Source organism: Aquamicrobium sp. NLF2-7 (assembly GCF_022359935.1).
Lineage (GTDB): Bacteria > Pseudomonadota > Alphaproteobacteria > Rhizobiales > Rhizobiaceae > Mesorhizobium > Mesorhizobium lusatiense.
The window spans coordinates 3,107,313-3,127,173 of record NZ_JAKSED010000001.1; the positions used below are offsets into that span (position 1 = coordinate 3,107,313).

Consider the following 19,861-nt stretch of genomic DNA (forward strand, 5'->3'; position numbering starts at 1 on the left):
TCGAAGTTTCCAGTTCCTGTTTTCAGGCGATCCGGTGGGCGGGGCGCGGCCGGCGGGTTGCCAGCAGGCCGCGCGGGCCGAACAGCACCGACACGAAATAGAGGCAGCCGGTGGAAAGGATGATCGCGGGGCCGGAAGGCAGCGCCGCATGGTAGGAGAGCAGCAGACCGCTGACCGACGAGACGAGGCCGAAGGCCACGGCCAGCATCGCCATGGTCTCGACGCGCTGGGTCCAGAAGCGGGCGGCAGCCGCCGGCAGCACCATCAGGCCGACCGACAACAGTGTGCCGAGCGCCTGGAAGCCGGCCACCAGATTGAGCACGACCAGCCCGAGGAAGATGAAATGCACCGGCGAGCCGAGCTTCGACACCGAGCGCAGGAACAGCGGGTCTAGGCATTCCGCCACCAGCGCGCGCCAGAACAGGCCGAGCGATGCGAGCGTGACGACCGCGACGATGCCGATCAGCGAAAGCGCGTCATTGTTGAGGGCGAGCACGGTGCCGAACAGCACATGCATCAGGTCGACGCTGGAGCCGCGCAGCGACACCATGGTGACGCCAAGCGCCAGCGATATCAGGTAGAAGGCGGCCATCGAGGCATCTTCCTTCTGGATGGTGAGCCGCGAGACCGCTCCCGCGCCCAGCGCGACGATGACGCCGGCCAGCAGCCCGCCTATGGTCATCGGCACGATCTGCAAGCCGTAGAGCAGGAAGCCGGCGGCCGCCCCCGGCAGGATGGCATGGGCCATGGCGTCGCCGGTCAGGCTCATGCGCCGCAGCATCAGGAACACGCCGATGGGGCAGGCGCTGAGCGACAGCAGCACAGCGCCCAGCAGTCCGCGCTGCATGAAGGCGAATTCGGTGAACGGCGCGATCAGGAACTGGTGGAGCGCTTCCATCATGCGGCTCCCTTGCGCGCCACCGGCTCTGCGCTTTCATGGGCGTGGGCATGATGGTCATGCGTGTGCCCATGCCCATGATCGTGGTCGTCATGGGAGGCGCACCAGGGCGCCGTCTCGTCCCATGCTTCATGGAACTGGCGGGCCCGCAGCAGATTTTCGGCCGCCAGCGCGGATTTCGCCTCGCCCCACGCAATCGGCGCGCGCGCCAGAAGCAGCGCCTCCGGGAAATGGGTGCGCACCAGATCAAGGTCATGCACGACGACCATGACGGTGCGGTTCTCGCCATGCCAGCGCTTGATGAGCGCGATCAGGTCGGTCATGGTGCGGGCATCGATGGCGTTGAACGGCTCGTCGAGCAGGATGAGTTCCGCATCCTGCACCAGCACACGTGCAAACAGGGCACGCTGAAGCTGTCCGCCCGAAAGCGTGTCGATGGGGCGCTGCTCGAACCCTTCGAGCCCCACAGCCATCAGCGCCTCGGAGACAGCGGCGCGGTCCTGCGCCGTATGGCGGCCGAGCAGGCCGCGCTTCGGCCACAGGCCGAGCGAAACGAGGTCGACAACGCGCGCGGGAAACGTGCGGTCGAGTTCGGACTGCTGCGGCAGGTAGGCAACCCGCGTGCCGGGCGTGACGGTGACGGAGCCGACCATCGGCTTCAGCATGCCGACGACACCCTTCATCAGCGTGGATTTGCCGGAGCCGTTGGCGCCGACCACGGCCGTCAGCGAGCCTTTGCGCACCACGCCGGAGAGGTGATGAACGGCCGGATGGCTGTTGTAGCCCAGCGTCAGATCGCTGAATGTTATGCAGGGAGCAGCCATAAGGCGAATGTGCGTCCGTTTCGATATCGATTGATGTGATGTTATTACATTGTCATTCGTGACGACAAGATGGCAAATCACCGGAGCTGGGGAAAATTTGTCTCCGCCCCATTGGTCCAGACCCCCTTTGGCGGCACATTTGGCTGGCGGGACGGCAATTTTTACGATAGTCGAAATAAATCAGGGAGCCGAACGAAAAGTGTCGTTTTGCGTTTCCTGTTTTCCGCTGAGGTCGCGGAACGGGAGGACTTCATGTATCTGGGGCTCGATCTGGGCACCTCGGGCGTCAAGGCGCTTCTGATCGACGGCGACCAGCAGCCGGTCGCATCCGGCCATGGCCCGCTCGACGTTTCGCGCCCGCATCCGGGCTGGTCGGAGCAGGATCCGGCCCATTGGCTGGCGGCGTGCGAGCATGCCATCGGCGAACTGAAGGCGTCGCATCCGAACGAGCTGGCCGCCGTCAGGGGCATCGGCCTCTCCGGCCAGATGCATGGCGCCACATTGCTCGACCGAGACGACAAGGTGCTGCGGCCCTGCATCCTGTGGAACGATACGCGCAGCCACGCCGAAGCCGCCATGCTCGATGCGGCCCCGCGCTTTCGCGAGCTTACAGGCAATATCGTCTTTCCGGGCTTTACCGCGCCGAAGCTCGTCTGGGTGAAGGCGAACGAGCCGGAAATCTTCGCTCGCGTGGCGAAAGTGCTGCTGCCGAAGGATTATCTGCGCCTGTGGCTTTCCGGCGAGCACATTTCCGAAATGTCGGATTCGGCCGGAACCTCGTGGCTGGATGTCGGCAAGCGGCGCTGGTCCGGCGAATTGCTGGCGGTGACTGGGCTGGACGAGAGCCATATGCCCACACTGGTGGAAGGCACGCAGCCGGCCGGGGCGCTGCGCGCGGAACTGGCCTCGAAATGGGGCATGCAGGCCGGTATCCCCATCGCCGGCGGGGCTGGCGACAATGCGGCTTCGGCCTGCGGAATGGGCACGGTGGGCGAGGGCCATGCCTTCGTTTCGCTCGGCACTTCGGGCGTTCTGTTTGCCTCCAACGCTGCCTATCTGCCCAATCCTGCCAGTGCCGTGCATACCTTCTGCCATGCGCTGCCGCAGACATGGCACCAGATGGGCGTCATCCTCTCGGCGACGGACTCGCTGAACTGGCTGGCCGGCATCGCCGGTCGCGAGGCAGGTGATCTCACGGCCGAGCTTGGTGACGACCTCAGGGCGCCGTCGGGCGTCACCTTCCTGCCATACTTGTCGGGTGAGCGCACGCCTTACAATGACGCAGCCATTCGCGGCGCCTTTGCCGGCCTTGCCCATGAAAGCGGCCGTGCGGCGCTGACGCAGGCGGTGCTGGAAGGCGTTGCCTTCGCCTTCCGCGACAGTCTCGAAGCGCTGGCCAGCGCCGGCACGCGGCTGGAGCGGGTGACGGCGATCGGCGGCGGCTCGCGCTCGCTCTATTGGTTGAAAGCCATCGCAACCGCGCTTGGCATTCCCGTCGACGTGCCGGCCGACGGCGATTTCGGCGCTGCCTTCGGCGCGGCCCGCCTCGGTCTCATCGCCGCCACCGGAGCCGATCCGTTCAGCGTGTGCACGCCGCCGGCCACCAGCCGCACCATCGAGCCGGATGCGGGGCTGACGCAGGCGTATGAAGAGGCTCGTCGGCGCTACCGCGCCCTCTATCCAGCCATCAAGGGAGTTTCAGCATGAGCACCGGCTTCTTCGGCGATATCGAACCCATCCGTTATGAAGGCCCGGAAAGCACCAATCCGCTCGCCTATCGCTTCTACGATCCCGACGAGATCGTGCAGGGCAAGCGGCTGGAGGACCATCTGCGCTTTGCCGTCGCCTACTGGCATTCCTTCGCCTGGCCGGGCGGCGATCCCTTCGGCGGCCAGACCTTCGAGCGGCCATGGTTCGGCGAGGATATGAACAAGGCCCGCCTCAAGGCGGATGTGGCCTTCGAGATGTTCTCGCTGCTTGGCGTTCCCTATTACTGCTTCCACGATGCCGATGTGCGCCCGGAAGGGAAGAACTTCGCCGAGAGCGCCGCGCGCCTCGACGAGATCGCCGGCATCTTCGAGAAGAAGCAGGCCGAGAGCGGGGTGAAGCTCCTGTGGGGCACGGCCAATCTGTTTTCCCACCGCCGCTATATGGCGGGTGCCGCCACCAATCCCGATCCGGAGGTGTTCGCCTATGCGGCCGCCACGGTGAAGTCCTGCATCGACGTGACCAAACGGCTGGAAGGCGAGAACTATGTGCTGTGGGGCGGTCGCGAGGGCTACGAGACGCTGCTCAACACCGACATGAAGCGCGAGCGCGAACAGGCCGGCCGCTTCCTGTCGATGGTGGTTGACTACAAGCACAGCATCGGCTTCAAGGGCACGATCCTGATCGAGCCGAAGCCGCAGGAGCCGACCAAGCACCAGTATGATTACGACGTCGCCACCGTCTACGGCTTCCTGAAGGATTTCGGTCTGGAAAACGAGGTGAAGGTCAATATCGAGCAGGGCCACGCCATCCTCGCCGGCCACTCTTTCGAGCACGAGCTGGCGCTGGCCGCTGCATTGGGCATCTTCGGTTCCATCGACATGAACCGCAACGACTACCAGTCTGGCTGGGACACCGACCAGTTCCCCAACAATGTGCCGGAAATGGCGCTGGCCTACTATCAGGTGCTGCTTGCCGGCGGCTTCACCACCGGTGGCACCAATTTCGACGCCAAGCTGCGCCGCCAGTCGCTCGATCCGCAGGATTTGCTGATCGCGCATATAGGTGCGATGGACTGCTGCGCGCGGGGCCTGAAGGCTGCCGCCCGCATGATCGACGACAAGGCTCTTATCAGGCCGCTCGAAGAACGCTATGCCGGCTGGAACGGCGAGGAGGCGAACGCCATGCTCGCCGGGAGGCGCACGCTTGAGCAGGTTGCCGAACGCGTGGTGAAGGACGGGATCGAGCCGCAGCCGCGCTCCGGCCGTCAGGAATATCTGGAGAATGTGGTCAATCGTTATGTGTAAGTGTGAGTGTGCGGGCTGAAATGACGGGTGAGATCATTGTGCGTCCGGCGTGCCCGCAGGACTTTCCGGCCATGAAGGCCATTTTGCGCGATACGTTCGAGAGCACATGGAGGCCGCAGATCACCGAGGCCTCCATCCGCAACTATCTCGACACCGATATTGGCGGCCGCTTTGTGGAACGTGCCGGCGCGGACATGCTGGTGGCCGAAATCGGCGGCGAGATCGCCGGGTTGATCCATTGCGTCGATGATTTCGTCGATGCCCTGCACGTCGGTTCCGCCTTTCAGCGCAGGGGCGTGGGACGCCGCCTCATGGAACGGGCCGAGCAGGATATGTCGGCCCGGGGATTCCGGCAGGCACGGCTCGAAACCGACACCTTCAACGAGCAGAGCCAGAGCTTCTACAAGTCCCTCGGATATGTCGAAATGGGGCGATATCCGGACGCGGAATGGAAGAGCGGCCTTACCACCGTCCTGTTTGAAAAGCGCCTGTAGGTCGCAAAAGCGCCGCTGCCGGCTTTTTCGCCAGTTTGCGGGAAATGTGAAAAAGCGATCCGCTTTTGCCGCCACAATGCCGCCTTGCTGCCTTCATGCAGCCGTCACGGGCGTCGTATAACTAGCCTCGCAAACAAGCTCAACGAGGCGAACCGATATGCAAGAAGATCGCGAAATCGACGCCCTCCTGTCGAACGGGGGCACTGACTCCATCATCGACCGGCTGATGGCGCTGCCGCGTCCGGCCGCCAATGAAGCTTGTGGCGAATGGGACCGCGCCGTGGCCGGCCGCCTTCAGGTCCATCTGGCAAGGCAGATGCGCGCCCTGCTCGAACAGGATGAGCCCGGCCGCAGCGCCGCCTGAGTCCCGCTGACGTTTATCACCGGGCCTGTCTCCCGCAACCGGCGTGCCGGACCCGGCGACAGGCCTCAGTTTCCGCCCGCATCCATCCGTCTGCTTTCGATCGCCTGTTCCAGCCAGCCGACTTTCATTTCCGGAACGGATGAAAGCAAAAGGTCGGTATAGGCATCGAAGGGTGGCGCCAGAACCTCGCTCGTGCGGCCATAGCGCACGACTTCGCCGCGATACATCACGGCGATGGAATCGGCGATGGCCTTTACGGTGGCGAGGTCGTGGGTGATGAACAGATAGGCCACGTCTTCCTCTGCCTGCAAATCCAGCAGCAGTTCGAGGATCCCGTGCGCCACCAGCGGATCGAGCGCCGACGTCACCTCGTCGCAGATGATGAGCTTCGGCCGTGCCGCCAGAGCACGCGCGATGCACACACGCTGCTTCTGGCCGCCTGAAAGCTCCGCCGGGTAGCGGTCGGCGAAACCCTTGCCCATCTCGATCTTGTCGAGCAGTTCGGCCACGCGCGCATCGCGCTCGGCGCCGCGCATGCCGAAATAGAACTCCAGCGGCCTGCCGATGATTGTGCCCACCGTCTGGCGCGGGTTCATCGCCACATCCGCCATCTGGTAGATCATCTGGAGCTGGCGCAGATCTTCTTTTGGCCGGTCGGCCAGCCGGTTGGCGAGGGTGCGCCCGTCGAAGGTGATGCTGCCCTGTTCCGGCGGCAAAAGGCCGGTGATGGCGCGCGCCAGCGTCGATTTGCCGGAGCCTGATTCACCCACCACCGCAAGCGTCTGGCCGGCATGAATGTCGACGCAGATGTCGCGCAGGACCTTCACCTGGCCGCCGCCATAGGAAGCGGTGACCTTGTCGACGGTGAGAATGGGAGCCGGCGAGGGCGCCTGCTCCTCATGGCTGATCGCATGCACCGAAACCAGCGCTTTTGTGTAGTCCTGCTTCGGCGCCTCGATGATCTGGCGCGTATCGCCCCATTCCACCGTCTTGCCATGGCGAAGCACCATGATGTCGTCGGCGACCTGCGCCACGACGGCGAGATCGTGGGTGATGTAGAGCGCCGCCACGCCCGTTTCGCGGATGGCGTTCTTGATCGCCGCAAGAACGTCGATCTGGGTGGTGACGTCGAGCGCCGTGGTCGGCTCGTCGAAAACGATGAGGTCGGGTCTGGAGCACAGCGCCATGGCCGTCATGACGCGCTGCAGCTGCCCGCCCGATACCTGATGCGGATAGCGGTCGCCGATATTTTCCGGATCGGGCAGGCTGAGCTGGCGAAACAGGTCGACGGCGCGCTTTTGCGCCTCCTCGCGGCTGGAGACGCCATGTTCGAGCGTGGCCTCGATCACCTGCTGCATGAGCTTGCGGGCAGGATTGAATGCAGCCGCCGCCGACTGGGCGACATAGCAGACCTCCTTGCCGCGTATCCTGCGCAAGCCCCGCGCGTTGCCGAGAATGTCGCGGCCGTTGAGGATCACTTCGCCCCCGGTGATGCGCACGCCGCCACGCCCGTAGCCCATCGAGGACAGGCCGATGGTCGATTTGCCTGCACCGGATTCGCCGATCAGCCCCAGAACCCTGCCGCGCCCGACCCTGAGCGATACGTCGTCCACGATGACGATGGTTTTCGGGTCTTCCCCCGGAGGGTAGACGGTCGCCTCGATGCGCAGGTTGCGGATGTCGAGCACATCGTCTTGCGGGGCGGCCTGCCTGTCTGCCCGTTCCTGTTCAGCCATCGCCACGGCCTCCCTTCAAGTCGGAGGTGCGGTTCAGCACCCAGTCGGCAACCAGATTGACCGAGATTGCCAGAAGCGCGATCGCACCCGCCGGAATGAGTGCGGCGGGAATGCCGAACACGATGCCGTCCTTGTTTTCCTTGACCATGCCGCCCCAGTCCGCATCGGGCGGCTGCACGCCGAGGCCGAGAAAGGAGAGCGCCGACAGGAAAAGCACCGCGAAAATGAAGCGCAGGCCAAGCTCCGCCACCAGCGGCGACAGTGCATTGGGCAGGATTTCGCGGAATATGATCCACGAGCGGCCTTCGCCGCGCAGCCTGGCGGCTTCCACGAAATCCATGACATTGATGTCCGCCGCCACGGCGCGCGCGAGGCGGTAGACGCGGGTGGCGTCGAGAATGCCCATGACGAGGATGAGCGTCACCAGTGTGGAAGGCAGCACCGACAGCACCACCAGCGCGAAGATCAGCGTCGGGATCGACATCAGAAGATCGACGAAGCGCGACAGGGTCTGGTCGATCCAGCCGCCGACCACCGCCGCGGTGAAGCCGAGGACCGAACCGAGGATGAAGGAGAGGGCGGTCGCCGTCACCGCGATGAAGATGGTGATGCGCGCCCCGTAGATCATGCGCGAGAGCAGGTCGCGGCCGAGATTGTCGGTGCCGAGCGGATGCGCGGCCGACATCGGGCCCCATACCTCGCCGACGATCTCGCCATTGCCGTACGGCGCGATCCACGGCGCGAAAAGAGCCGCGAACAGGAACAGCGCGGTCAGCAGAAGACCGACCAGGGCGCTTGGCGGAATATGTCTGATGTCAAACAAGGGCCGCCCTCACTTCGGATGCCGGAGACGAGGATTGGCCAGAATCGCCACTATGTCGGCAACGATGTTGAGGCCGATGTAGACGGCGGCGAAGATCAGGCCTACGGCCTGAACCACCGGCACGTCGCGCTTGGAAACATGATCGACCAGATATTGGCCCATGCCCGGATAGACGAAGATCACCTCGACCACGACGACGCCGACGACCAGATAGGCAAGGTTCAGCATCACCACGTTGACGATGGGCGCCACCGCATTGGGCATGGCGTGCCTGCGGATGACCTCGAAGGCCGACAGCCCCTTCAGTTCCGCCGTCTCGATATAGGCCGATTGCATGACGTTGAGGATGGCGGCGCGCGTCATGCGCATCATGTGCGCCAGCACTACCAGCGTCAGCGTCAGGGCCGGAAGCGCGATGGCCTGCAGGCGTGCGCTAAACGACATGGTGTCGAAAACGGTCGAGCTGGCCGGGAACCATTGCAGTTTGACGGCGAAGAACAGGATGAACAGGTAACCGATGAAGAATTCCGGCAGCGAGGTGGAGGCAAGCGCGAAGCCCGAGATCGTCTTGTCGATGACCCCGTTGCGGTAGCGCACCGCCAGAAGCCCGAGCAGGATGGCCAGCGGCACCGAGATTACTGCCGCGCAGGTGGCGAGGAACAGCGTGTTCTTCAGCCGCCCGCCCAGCGAATCGGCAATGTCGCGCCCGTTGGAAAGGGCGGTGCCGAAATCGCCCGTCAGCACGCCGCCCAGCCAGCGAAAATAGCGGATATAGGCCGGATCGTTGAGACCGAGCTCGCGGCGCAGGTTTTCGAGCGCCTGCGGCGTCGCCGATTGCCCGAGTATGGACTGGGCGACATCACCGGGGAGGATCTGTGTGCCCGCGAAGATGAGCACGGACACGGCGAGGAGGAGCAGACCGCCCAGCACGAGACGCTGGGCGATCAGCCGCAGAATATGGGCACTTCCCATCCGTGCGCGTCTCAGCCCTGCTTCAGCCAGACGCGGATTGCCGCCTTCAGGTTCGAGGTCTCATGGTTGGGATCGAGGACCCAGCCCTGCACTTCCTCGCGATGGGCGTCGATGAAGTCGTTGAACATCGGCAGGATGAGGCCGCCGTCATCGCGCACGATGGTGGCCGCCTCGCGGTAGAGGTCGGTGCGCTTGGCAGTGTCCAGTTCGGCGCGCGCTTCGAGAATGATCTTGTCGAACTTCTCATTGAAGAAGCGCGTGTCGTTCCAGTCCGCGCCCGTGATGTAGGCGGTCGAATACATGGAATCCTGCGTCGGCCGTCCGCCCCAGTAGGAAGCGCAGAAGGGCTGCTTGTTCCACACTTCCGTCCAGTAGCCGTCACCCGGCTCACGCTGCACCTGAATCTGGATGCCCGCCTTTGCCGCACTTTGCTGGAAAAGCTGGGCTGCATCGACGGCGCCGGGAAAGGCGACATCGGAGGTGCGCAGCAGGATGGGCCCGCTGTGGCCGGATTTCTCGTAGTGGAACTTGGCCTGATCGGGATCGTAGCTGCGCTGCTCTATGCCTTCGGGATACAGCGCATAGCTCTTCGAAATGGGGAAGTCGTTGCCGACCGAGGCGTAGCCCTGCATGATCTGCTGGATCATCTGCTCGCGGTCGATGGCAAGCTTCAGCGCCAGCCGCAGGTCCGCATTGTCGAAGGGCGCGGTGTTGCAGAACATCGGGAAGATGTAGTGCCCCTTGGAGGGCACGTTGACGATCACCACGCCGGGAGCGCGCTTGAGCAGGGCCACCGTCTTCGGCTCGACCCGGTTGATGATGTGCACCTGCCCGGACTGCAGCGCCGCCATGCGGGCCGTGGTGTCGTTCATGACGATGATCTCGACCGAATCGACATGGCCGACGTCGTCGTTCCAGTAGCCGTCATACTTCACCGACATGTGGCGCACGCCGGGCTCGTTGACCTCGACCTTGTAGGGGCCTGTGCCGATGCCGGCGGTCGGGTCATCGAAGCCCCCATTCGGCTGGATGATCAGGTGGTAGTCGGTCAGCAGCAGCGGCAGGTCGGCATTGCCGCGCTTGAGCTTGAAGACCACATTGTCGCCGTCGACCACGACTTCGTTGATATCGCCGAGAATGCCAACGGCGGCCGACTTGGTCTCGGCATCGGAATGGCGGCGTATGGTCTGGGCAACGTCTTCGGGCGAAAGTTCCTTGCCGTTGTGGAAGGTCACGCCCTTGCGGATCTTGAACGACCATTCGGTCGCATCGGCCGAAGCGTCCCAGGATTCAGCAAGCACCGGCTGGGCGCTGCCGTCTGCCGGCGACTGGATAGCCAGCGTCTCACCCCATGTGCAGCCGAAATTCTGCGGCACCTGCGTGAGAAACTGGGCCGGGTCGAGGCTGTTGGTGGATTCACCGCCAACCAGCCCCATTTTCAGCGCGCCGCCTTTCTGGGGTGTCTGGGCCTGCGCCACGCCCGAGAGCATCGTGTTCGCCAGCGCGGCACTCACGCCCAGTGCAGCGGCCCGGCCGAGAAAATCGCGGCGGCTGAGCCTGCCCGTGGCAACTGCACGGCTTAAAAAATCGAGTTCCGCTGACATATTCAGAGCTCCCTTATCTCTTTGTCTGGACCTTGCGGCCGTTCTTATTCTTCTGATTACGGGGAATAATGGGACCTGGGTCAACCCCGCACCGGACGGAATGCGACACGCTCTGGCGTAATTTGTATGTCGCATCTGGAGCAATAAATTGCCGGGCGCACCGTAACGGATACGTCGTAAATAGACAAGAAACGCCGTTTTTAGCGGGTTTGCGGCGTAACGGCAGCGCCGGAACGCAAATTTTTTGAAAATGATAACGCCGCCGCCCGGTCGGGCGGCGGCGCTTCCAAATGTCGCGAAAAAGACAGTGCCGTCAGTTGAGCGGTATGTCGTTATCCTGCTTTCCGGACTGATAGATTGCCGACAATTCGTCATAGCGCGCAGCGATATCTTCTATGCGCTTTGCCAGCCGCGTGCGCTCCGGCTCCGGTGCCTCGCGGGCAAGCCTGCGAATGGAAAAGCTCTTCCAGTAGGCGTTTTCGGCATTGTAGCCGCCCGGTTCCAGCGTGAAGACCTCCTTGAGGATCTTCAGGTCATGGGGAATGGCGAAGCTGTCGCGCGAGTCCTCATGGCTGAACAGATAGTAGAAATTGTCGAAACCGGCCCATGTGATGGCCGACAGGCACAGCGAGCAGGGTTCGTGCGTGGAGACGAAAATGGCCTCCTTCGTATCGACCCGTTCGGCCTTCGGCATTTCGTAGAACCGCTTCAGGCAGTGCATTTCACCATGCCAGAGCGGGTTTTCGGTCTCGTTGTTGGTTTCGGCCAGAATCAGCGAGCGGTCGGATTTTCGCAGAAGAGCGGCGCCGAAAAGCTTGTTTCCCTGTTCCACGCCGGCCGCCGTCTTCGGCACGATGTCGCTTTCGATCACGTCGAGCAGGCGGTCGATCAGGGAAACGTCGCTCATGCGGCAAAACCTTCCGGAAGCTGGATTTCATAAGGGTGGGAGAAGTAGAATTCTTCCAGATTGGAGCCGTCGCCGCCGCGGTCGACCACGACGAAATTCTGCGGCTCGCCAATCGGCGTCAGCACGCCGTGCCACACATTGCGGTGATAATTCACGCCCTGACCGGGCGCGGTGACGAAAGCTTGCGGCACGCCGGGACCATCGGGCTCGTCGGGGCAGACCACGACCAGAAACGGGCGCGGTGACAGTGGCATGAAGGCCTGACTGCCGAAAGGGTGGCGCTCCACCATGGAAAGCTGGAGCGGAAACGCATAGGGCGTGCCGCAGAAGATCGAAATCAGGACCCGGCAATTGGGTCCCGTCACCTCGACCTTTGCAAGATCGTGATAGCGCTCGCACTTGCCGGCATTGATCGGGTAATGCGTGTCGCAGTCGGTATCGATGACATCGCCGAAGGCTGCGAAGCTGTTGCGTGTCAGCGGCCGGGCGATGATCGCCGAGGTCATTCCTGTCTCCCGAATCCGCCGAGCGCCGCGTGGCGATTGACGTCCTTGTAGAGCAGATAGCGGAAATTGCCGGCGCCGCCCGCATAGCAGGCCTGCGGGCAGAAGGCGCGCAGCCACATGTAATCGCCTGCCTCCACCTCGACCCAGTCCTGATTGAGCCGGTACACAGCCTTGCCTTCCAGCACATAGAGCCCGTGCTCCATGACGTGGGTTTCGGGGAAGGGAATGATGCCGCCCGGCTTGAAGGTGACGATGGTGACATGCATGTCATGGCGCACATCCACCGGATCGACGAAACGGGTGGTCGCCCATTTGCCATCGGTATCGGGCATGGCCACGGGCTCGATGTCGTTCTCATTGGTGAAGATCGGATCGGGCACGTCGATGCCTTCGACGAATTCGTAGGCCTTGCGGATCCAGTGGAAGCGGGCCGTCTGCGCGCCTTCGTTGCGCAATGTCCAGCCGCTGGCGGGCGGCAGGAAGGCATAGCCGCCCGGTGCCATGCGATGCGACTGGCCGTCGAGCGTCACCGTAATTTCGCCTTCGACCACGAACAGCACGGCTTCGGCGTTGGCATCGGGTTCAGGCCGGTCGCTGCCGCCGGCCGGCTGCACTTCCATGATGTATTGCGAGAAGGTCTCGGCAAAGCCGGAAAGCGGACGGGCGATGACCCAAAGGCGCGTCTTGTCCCAGAAGGGCAGGTAGGAGGCGACGATGTCGCTGAACTCCCGGCGCGGGATCACCGCATAGGCATCCGTGAAGACGGCGCGGTCGGTGATCAGGTCGCTCTGGGGCGGCAGACCGCCTTGCGGAGCGTAATAGGTGCGTTTTGGCATGGCGGTCATGTCCATGATTGGGTTCCTACAGGGGGAAGGAGATCTCTGAGGCGGTGCAGGGCGATGCGCTCGACCTGCCGGCAGGCCGTTGCGAATTCCGTGGCGCGGTCGTTATCGATGCGGGTTTGGAACGCGGCGAGAATGCTCGCCTTTGTGTTGTCCTTGACCGCGATGATGAAGGGGAAGCCGAACTTCTCCACATAGGCGGAATTGAGCCGGGTGAAGGTCCCGCGCTCCGCATCGGTCAGCGCGTCCAGCCCGGCGGAAGCCTGTTCGGCGGTCGATTCGGGCGTCAGGCGTTTGGCCTGCGCCAGCTTGCCGGCAAGATCGGGGTGGGCGGTCAGCACGCCCAGACGCTCGGTTTCGCTGGCCGAGCGGAAAGCGCGGCAGAGCGCGTTGTGCAGCCCGCCTGCGCTGTCATGGGCGGGGCCCAGTTCCAGCTTCCAAGCGCGCTCCGCGATCCATGGCGAATGCTCGAAGATGCCGCCGAAGGTCCTGACGAAGCTCGCCTCGTCCATGCGCGAGGGACGCAGCGCCGGAGCCTTGTAGGGATGATGCTCCTTCCAGTGCCGGGCAATGTCGATGCGGCGCGGCAGCCAGACCTTGTCGTGGCTTTTGACATAGTCGATGAAGCGCTTCAGCGCCGCCACGCGGCCCGGACGCCCGATCAGCCGGCAATGCAGGCCGACCGACATCATCTTCGCCTTGCCACCCTTGCCTTCCGCATAAAGCGTGTCGAATGTGTCCTTCAAATAGGTGAAGAACTGCTCGCCTTCGGTGAAGCCGGCCTGAATGGCAAAGCGCATGTCGTTGGCATCGAGCGTGTAGGGAATGACCAGGTGCGGCGGAATGGCATTGCCATGGCCGTCATGGTCGAGCCAGTAGGGCAGGTCGTCGTCATAGGTGTCGGAGATATACTCAAAGCCGCCCTCGGCGGCGGCCAGCCGGACCGACCACACTGATGTGCGGCCCAGATACATGCCCTGCGGCCGTTCGCCGGTCACTTCCGTGTGCAGGCGGATCGCCTCGATGAGGTCGGCGCGCTCGGCGTCTTCCTCGTGGTCACGATAGTCGATCCAGCGCAGGCCATGGGAGGCGATTTCCCAGTCCGCTGCCTGCATCGCCGCGACCTGTTCGGGCGAGCGGGCAAGCGCGGAGGCGACGCCATAGACCGTAACCGGCACCTCGGCTTCGGTGAACAGCCGGTGCAGCCGCCAGAAGCCGGCGCGGGCGCCGTACTCGTAAATGGATTCCATGTTCCAGTGGCGTTTGCCCGGCCATGGCACGGCACCCGTCACCTCCGACAGGAAGGCTTCCGAAGCCTTGTCGCCATGAAGGATGCAGTTTTCGCCGCCTTCCTCGTAATTGACCACGAACTGGACTGCTACATGCGCGCCGCCCGGCCATGCCGCATCCGGTGGATTGGCTCCGTAGCCGCGCATGTCACGCAGATAACGCATGTTTGAAAACTCCGGGCTGGCAATTACGATCGACAGAGTACCCAAAGGGAAGGGGCTGCATTCCCCTCAAAAAATTTGAAAGTGTTTTTGGGCTCCAGTCAGGCGGCGGCCCTTATATGGCGCTGCTAAATGGCGCACAATCAAATGCTGCAATTATGACATATGCTGCATATTCGGCGTACCTTGAACGGGAGGCGAACAGGTGGGAGCAACGGCAGAGGCGGCGGGTGGCCGTCTGACAACGCATGTGCTTGATACGGCATCCGGCAGTCCTGCGGCGGGGCTGTCCATCGAACTGTTTCGCATCGAGGGCGACCGCCGCACCTCCGTGAAGACCGTTGTCACCAATTCCGATGGCCGCTGTGACGCGCCGCTTCTGGCCGGTGATGAATTCAGGACCGGCGAATATGAGCTGGTGTTCGCTGCGGGCGACTATCTGCGCGGGCAGGGCAATGCGCTTCCGGAGCCTGCCTTCCTCGACATCGTGCCGATCCGGTTTGGCATGGCGGAACCGAAGCACTATCATGTGCCTTTACTGATATCGCCCTACGGATACTCCACCTATCGGGGGAGCTAAAGCGATGGCCGCAGCAATACGCAACGAGCTACGCTTCATTCTGAACGACCGTGATGTGGTGCTGACCTCCGCAGCGCCGGACATGACTTTGCTCGACTGGCTGCGCCTGTCACAAAACCTGCGCGGCACCAAGGAAGGCTGCGCTGAGGGCGACTGCGGGGCCTGCACGGTTCTGGTCGGCAAGCGGGTCGGCGATGAACTGGTCTATGAAGGCGTCAACGCCTGCATCCGCTTCATGGGATCACTCGATTGCTGTCATGTCGTGACGGTCGAGCATCTGGCGCCGAACGAGGGCAGGCTGCACCCGGTGCAGCAGGCGATGGTGGATTTCCACGGCTCGCAATGCGGGTTCTGCACGCCGGGCTTCGTCATGTCGCTCTACGGGCTGTGGATGCGCTCGCCCAATCCCTCGGATTTCGAGATCGAGAAGGCCTTGCAGGGCAATCTGTGCCGCTGCACCGGCTATGAGGCGATCATCCGCTCCGCGCGCGCCATCTCCACCTATGGTCGGGTGAGCGAGGATCCGCTGGCCAATGAGCGCGCCTCGATCCTCGCGCGGCTGGCACGGATGGACGATGGCACCCGCGTCGAGGTCGGCGAAGGTGCTGAACGCCTGATCGTGCCGGCCAATGTCGATGACCTTGCCGCGGTGCTGGAGGCGGAGCCGAAGGCGACTGTCGTAGCGGGCTCCACCGATGTCGGGCTCTGGGTTACCAAGATGATGCGCAACATTTCGCCGGCCGTTTTCATCGGCGGCGTGCAGGAACTGCGCTCCATGAGCGAGGAAAATGGCGTCATCACCATCGGCGCCGGCGTCACCTACAGCGAGGCCTTCGGCTTCCTGTCGCAGCGTATTCCGACACTTGGTGCTTTGGTGGCCCGCATCGGCGGCGAGCAGGTCCGCAACATGGGAACCATCGGCGGCAACATCGCCAACGGCTCGCCGATCGGCGATACGCCGCCGCCGCTGATCGCGCTTGGCAGCAGGCTCACCCTTCGCAAGGGCAGCGAAAGGCGCACCATTCCGCTGGAAGAGTTCTTCATCGCTTATGGCAAGCAGGACCGTCAGCCGGGCGAGTTCGTCGAGGCCGTTCATGTGCCGGTGCCGGGCGAAGGCATCCACTATGCCGTACACAAGATTTCCAAGCGGCGCGAGGAAGACATCACCGCAACGCTGGGCGCGTTTTATCTCGAACTTGCCGGCGATGGCACGGTGAAAGAGGTCCGCATCGCCTATGGCGGCATGGCGGCGACACCGAAACGGGCAAGCACAGTCGAGGCCGCGCTGACCGGAAAACCGTGGACGGAAGCGACGATCGAAGCGGCTATCCCTGCCTATGAGCAGGATTTTGCACCGCTGACCGATATGCGCGCCACGGCGGAGTATCGCATGCTGGCGGCGAAGAACCTGTTGCGCCGCTTTCATCTGGAAACATCCGGCGCAAAGGTTCCGGCGCGCGTATCGAGATATACCGTTGCGGCCTGAGTGGCCGCGAGGTGCTTAGGCACCGGGGAGGCAGGATCGATGACGAAGCACACAAGCAATCTCAAGGCCGAGAAGATCGTCGGCGGCGTCCACGCATCGCCGCGCCATGATTCCGCGCACAAGCACGTAACCGGCACGGCCGTCTATATCGACGACATCGTGGAGCCTTTCGGCACGCTTCATGCGGGCCTCGGTCTCGCCAATGTCGCCCATGGCACCATCCGCTCGATGGATCTGGCCGCGGTGCGGGCGGCTCCCGGCGTGATCGATGTGCTGACGGCCAGCGACGTTCCCGGCGTCAACGAGATTTCGCCCAGCGGCATGAACGACGACCCGGTGCTGGCAGACGGCAAGGTGGAGTTCCACGGCCAGCCGATCTTCTGCGTGATCGCCGAGACGCGTGAGCAGGCGCGCCGCGCCGCGCGACTGGCGAAGATCGAATATGAGGAACTGCCGGCGGTCATTGATATCTGGGATGTCGATGTGGAAACGCACAAGCAGGTCACGACGCCGCTGACGCTGAAGCGTGGCGATGCCGCAGCCGCCCTTGCCAGCGCCCCGCGTCGGGTCAAGGGGCGCATGCGCCTTGGCGGGCAGGACCATTTCTATCTTGAGGGGCAGGTGTCGCTGGCCATTCCGGGCGAGGACGAGGACGTCCTCGTCTACTGCTCCACGCAGGGGCCGAGCGAAACCCAGCACATGGTCGCCCATGCGCTGGGCGTTCCGAGCCATTCGGTCGCCATCGAGGTGCGCCGCATGGGTGGCGGCTTCGGCGGCAAGGAAACGCAGGCCAATCAGTGCGCCGCGCTGGCGGCCATCGCCGCCAAGAAGCTGAAGCGCGCCGTCAAGCTGCGTCTCGACCGCGACGAGGATATGACCGCGACCGGAAAGCGGCACGATTTCGCCATCGACTACGATGTCGGCTTCGACGATGAGGGCCGCATCCTCGGCATCGACTACACCTTTGCCCTGCGCGCGGGGTTCTCGGCAGACCTGTCCGGACCTGTCGGCGACCGCGCCCTGTTCCATTGCGACAACGCCTATTTCTTCCCGCACGTGCTTGCCAAGTCGGCGCCGCTCTACACCAACACGGTATCGAACACGGCCTTCCGGGGCTTCGGCGGGCCGCAGGGCATGGTGGGCGCGGAGCGTGTGATCGACGAGGTGGCCTTCGCGGTCGGCAAGGACCCGCTGGAAATCCGCAAGCTCAACTTCTACGACGCGATGGGCGTGGAGGGGACACGCAATCTCACGCCCTATCACCAGAAGGTCGAGGACTGCATCATCCAGCGCATCGTGGCCGAGCTGGAAGAGAGCGCGGATTATGCCGGGCGGCGCAAGGCGATCGCCGAGTTCAATGCCAACAGCCCGGTCGTCAAGCGCGGGCTGGCGCTGACGCCGGTGAAGTTCGGCATCTCCTTCACCAAGACCGAGTCCAACCAGGCCGGCGCGCTGGTCCATGTCTACACCGACGGTTCGGTGCACATGAACCACGGTGGCACCGAGATGGGGCAGGGCCTGCATCTGAAAGTCGCGCAGGTTGTCGCGGAAGAGTTCCAGATCGACCTCGACCGGGTCAAGATCACCGCCACCACCACGGCCAAGGTGCCCAACACCTCGCCGACCGCCGCCTCGTCGGGCGCGGACCTCAACGGCATGGCGGCACAGGACGCGGCGCGCCAGATCAAGGATCGCCTGATCGACTTCGCCGCCGAAAAGCACCAGATCCCGCGTGATCAGGTGGTGTTCCTGCCCAACCGGGTACGTGTCGGAAACGAGGAGATTGCTTTCAGCGAACTGGTGCGGCAGGCCTACATGAACCGCATCCAGCTTTCGGCTGCGGGTTTCTACAAGACGCCGAAAATCCACTGGGACCGTGCCAGGGGCCGTGGCCATGCCTTCTACTACTACGCCTATGGCGCGGCATGTTCGGAAGTCTCGGTCGATACGCTGACCGGCGAATATGTCGTGGAACGCACCGATATCCTGCACGATACCGGCCGTTCGTTGAACAAGGCCATCGACATCGGGCAGGTCGAGGGCGGCTTCATTCAGGGCATGGGCTGGCTGACCACCGAGGAATTGTGGTGGGACGATAAGGGCCGCCTGCGCACCCATGCCCCTTCCACCTACAAGATACCGCTGGCATCCGATCGGCCCAAGATCTTCAACGTGGCGCTGACCGACTGGTCGGAGGCCTATGAGCCGACCATCCATCGTTCCAAGGCCGTGGGCGAGCCGCCGCTGCCGCTGGGGCTTGCGGTGCTGCATGCATTGTCGGATGCCGTTGCCAGCGTTGCCGATCACCGGATTTGTCCGCGCCTCGACGCACCGGCCACGCCTGAACGGGTGCTGATGGCGGTGGAGCGGCTGAAGGCGCAGCTTGCAAAGTAGCGCCGTGCGTGTTGGGAGCCTATCTTAAGGGCATGAGTGATTTGTCTGTTTGCAAAGCCGGGACATGTGCGGAGGCATGAAGTGGCCTCGACCGTTCGCAATCTGAAATCCTTCCTTGCCGGTGCGGGCAGGTTCGCGCAGGTCAGGGTGGCGGGAACCAAAGGCTCCACGCCGCGTGAGGCTGGCACATGGATGCTGGTGTCGATGCTGACCACATACGGCACCATTGGTGGCGGCCAGCTCGAATATATGGCGATCGACAAGGCCCGGCAGGTTCTCGGCAGACCCGACGAAGCGTCCACCATGCTCGATGTGCCGCTTGGTCCGGAAATCGGCCAGTGCTGCGGAGGACGCGTCGAGGTTGAAATCCGGCTAGGCGATGACGAACTGGCATCCGCGCTGATCCGCGAGGCGGAGCAGGAGGAGGCGGGTTTGCCTCACTTCTATATCTTTGGTGGAGGTCATGTTGGCAAGGCGATCGCGGCGGCTGTGGCGCTTCTGCCCGTGCGCGCGATCGTCGTCGAAACCCGGGCCAACGAACTGGAAGGTATTTCGCCCGGCGTGGAAACGATGCTGACGCCGATGCCGGAAGAGGCGGTGCGGGCGGCCCCTGCCGGATCTGCCTTCGCCATCCTGACCCACGACCACGCGCTGGATTTCCTGATCGTTGCCGAAGCCCTGAAGCGCAGCGATGCCGCCTATGTCGGCATGATCGGCTCGAAAACCAAGAAGGCCACCTTCCGCAGCTGGTTTCTCAAGACCGCAGGCGGCACGGAAATGCAGTTCGCGCGGCTGATTTCGCCGATTGGCGGCGAGGCGGTGCGCGACAAGCGGCCCGCGGTGATCGCCGCGTTGGCCGCCGCCGAGATCATGTCGTCACTGGCGTTTTACGTGGTCGGGCAGCGCAGCCTGTCTGCGATGTCAGAAGCAGGAAAAAGCAACGCCGCCCGGTCCGGATCGTAGGGC

General features: G+C 63.5%; 18 protein-coding genes. 8 read left to right on the forward strand and 10 right to left on the reverse strand.

What is annotated here, in order from left to right:
- Positions 1-22: 22 nt before the first annotated feature.
- Both aztB and aztA read right to left on the reverse strand, forming a co-directional pair.
- Entirely contained in the window at positions 23-898 is an 876-nt protein-coding gene (gene aztB / locus MIC97_RS15260; protein WP_239801159.1) for a zinc ABC transporter permease AztB, read from the reverse strand.
- Positions 898-1,722 carry a zinc ABC transporter ATP-binding protein AztA gene (aztA, locus tag MIC97_RS15265; RefSeq protein WP_239800715.1) on the reverse strand — a complete coding sequence of 275 codons (825 nt, stop codon included), beginning with the start codon at positions 1,720-1,722 and terminating at the stop codon, positions 898-900. Before aztA ends, aztB begins: the two co-directional genes overlap by 1 nt.
- Positions 1,723-1,974: 252 nt before the next feature.
- On the opposite strand from aztA, the gene xylB reads away from it, so the two are divergent.
- The 4 genes from xylB (at position 1,975) to MIC97_RS15285 (ending at position 5,594) form a co-directional block, all read left to right on the forward strand.
- A complete protein-coding gene (xylB, locus tag MIC97_RS15270) occupies positions 1,975-3,429 on the forward strand; it encodes a xylulokinase (RefSeq protein WP_239800716.1) in 1,455 nt (484 codons plus the stop codon).
- A complete protein-coding gene (gene xylA / locus MIC97_RS15275) occupies positions 3,426-4,736 on the forward strand; it encodes a xylose isomerase (protein ID WP_239800717.1) in 1,311 nt (436 codons plus the stop codon). Before xylB ends, xylA begins: the two co-directional genes overlap by 4 nt.
- Positions 4,737-4,807: 71 nt before the next feature.
- A complete protein-coding gene (locus tag MIC97_RS15280; RefSeq protein WP_239800718.1) occupies positions 4,808-5,230 on the forward strand; it encodes a GNAT family N-acetyltransferase in 423 nt (140 codons plus the stop codon).
- Between the two features lie 157 nt (positions 5,231-5,387).
- Complete coding sequence (locus tag MIC97_RS15285) at positions 5,388-5,594, forward strand: hypothetical protein (RefSeq protein ID WP_239800719.1); 207 nt, start codon at positions 5,388-5,390, stop codon at positions 5,592-5,594.
- A 65-nt stretch (positions 5,595-5,659) separates the two neighbouring features.
- Here MIC97_RS15285 and MIC97_RS15290 read toward each other — a convergent pair whose 3' ends face one another.
- The 8 genes from MIC97_RS15290 to puuE form a co-directional block, all read right to left on the reverse strand.
- The gene (locus MIC97_RS15290) at positions 5,660-7,330 is read right to left on the reverse strand and encodes an ABC transporter ATP-binding protein (RefSeq protein ID WP_239800720.1); all 1,671 of its coding nucleotides are present in this window, start codon (positions 7,328-7,330) and stop codon (positions 5,660-5,662) included.
- Entirely contained in the window at positions 7,323-8,153 is an 831-nt protein-coding gene (locus MIC97_RS15295; RefSeq protein WP_239800721.1) for an ABC transporter permease, read from the reverse strand. The genes MIC97_RS15290 and MIC97_RS15295 overlap by 8 nt, the downstream gene beginning before the upstream one ends.
- Positions 8,154-8,162: 9 nt before the next feature.
- Entirely contained in the window at positions 8,163-9,125 is a 963-nt protein-coding gene (locus MIC97_RS15300; RefSeq protein WP_239800722.1) for an ABC transporter permease, read from the reverse strand.
- Between the two features lie 11 nt (positions 9,126-9,136).
- The gene (locus MIC97_RS15305) at positions 9,137-10,729 is read right to left on the reverse strand and encodes an ABC transporter substrate-binding protein (RefSeq protein WP_239800723.1); all 1,593 of its coding nucleotides are present in this window, start codon (positions 10,727-10,729) and stop codon (positions 9,137-9,139) included.
- 313 nt (positions 10,730-11,042) lie between these two features.
- A complete protein-coding gene (locus MIC97_RS15310; protein ID WP_239800724.1) occupies positions 11,043-11,636 on the reverse strand; it encodes a nucleoside deaminase in 594 nt (197 codons plus the stop codon).
- Complete coding sequence (locus MIC97_RS15315; protein ID WP_239800725.1) at positions 11,633-12,142, reverse strand: ureidoglycolate lyase; 510 nt, start codon at positions 12,140-12,142, stop codon at positions 11,633-11,635. Before MIC97_RS15315 ends, MIC97_RS15310 begins: the two co-directional genes overlap by 4 nt.
- Complete coding sequence (locus MIC97_RS15320; RefSeq protein WP_239800726.1) at positions 12,139-12,993, reverse strand: bifunctional allantoicase/(S)-ureidoglycine aminohydrolase; 855 nt, start codon at positions 12,991-12,993, stop codon at positions 12,139-12,141. Before MIC97_RS15320 ends, MIC97_RS15315 begins: the two co-directional genes overlap by 4 nt.
- Positions 12,984-14,438 carry an allantoinase PuuE gene (gene puuE, locus MIC97_RS15325; protein WP_239800727.1) on the reverse strand — a complete coding sequence of 485 codons (1,455 nt, stop codon included), beginning with the start codon at positions 14,436-14,438 and terminating at the stop codon, positions 12,984-12,986. The genes MIC97_RS15320 and puuE overlap by 10 nt, the downstream gene beginning before the upstream one ends.
- A 202-nt stretch (positions 14,439-14,640) precedes the next feature.
- Between puuE and uraH the strand changes: the two genes are divergently transcribed.
- The 4 genes from uraH to xdhC all read left to right on the forward strand — a co-directional run bounded on the left by uraH (position 14,641) and on the right by xdhC (position 19,858).
- Positions 14,641-15,015: a hydroxyisourate hydrolase gene (gene uraH, locus MIC97_RS15330; protein WP_239800728.1), complete on the forward strand. Its 375-nt coding sequence runs from the start codon at positions 14,641-14,643 to the stop codon at positions 15,013-15,015.
- 4 nt (positions 15,016-15,019) lie between these two features.
- On the forward strand, positions 15,020-16,501 hold the full coding sequence (gene xdhA / locus MIC97_RS15335) for a xanthine dehydrogenase small subunit (protein WP_239800729.1): 1,482 nt from the start codon (positions 15,020-15,022) through the stop codon (positions 16,499-16,501).
- Positions 16,502-16,540: 39 nt separating this feature from the next.
- A complete protein-coding gene (gene xdhB, locus MIC97_RS15340) occupies positions 16,541-18,895 on the forward strand; it encodes a xanthine dehydrogenase molybdopterin binding subunit (RefSeq protein WP_239800730.1) in 2,355 nt (784 codons plus the stop codon).
- An 81-nt stretch (positions 18,896-18,976) separates the two neighbouring features.
- Positions 18,977-19,858: a xanthine dehydrogenase accessory protein XdhC gene (gene xdhC, locus MIC97_RS15345; protein ID WP_239800731.1), complete on the forward strand. Its 882-nt coding sequence runs from the start codon at positions 18,977-18,979 to the stop codon at positions 19,856-19,858.
- Positions 19,859-19,861: the final 3 nt, after the last annotated feature.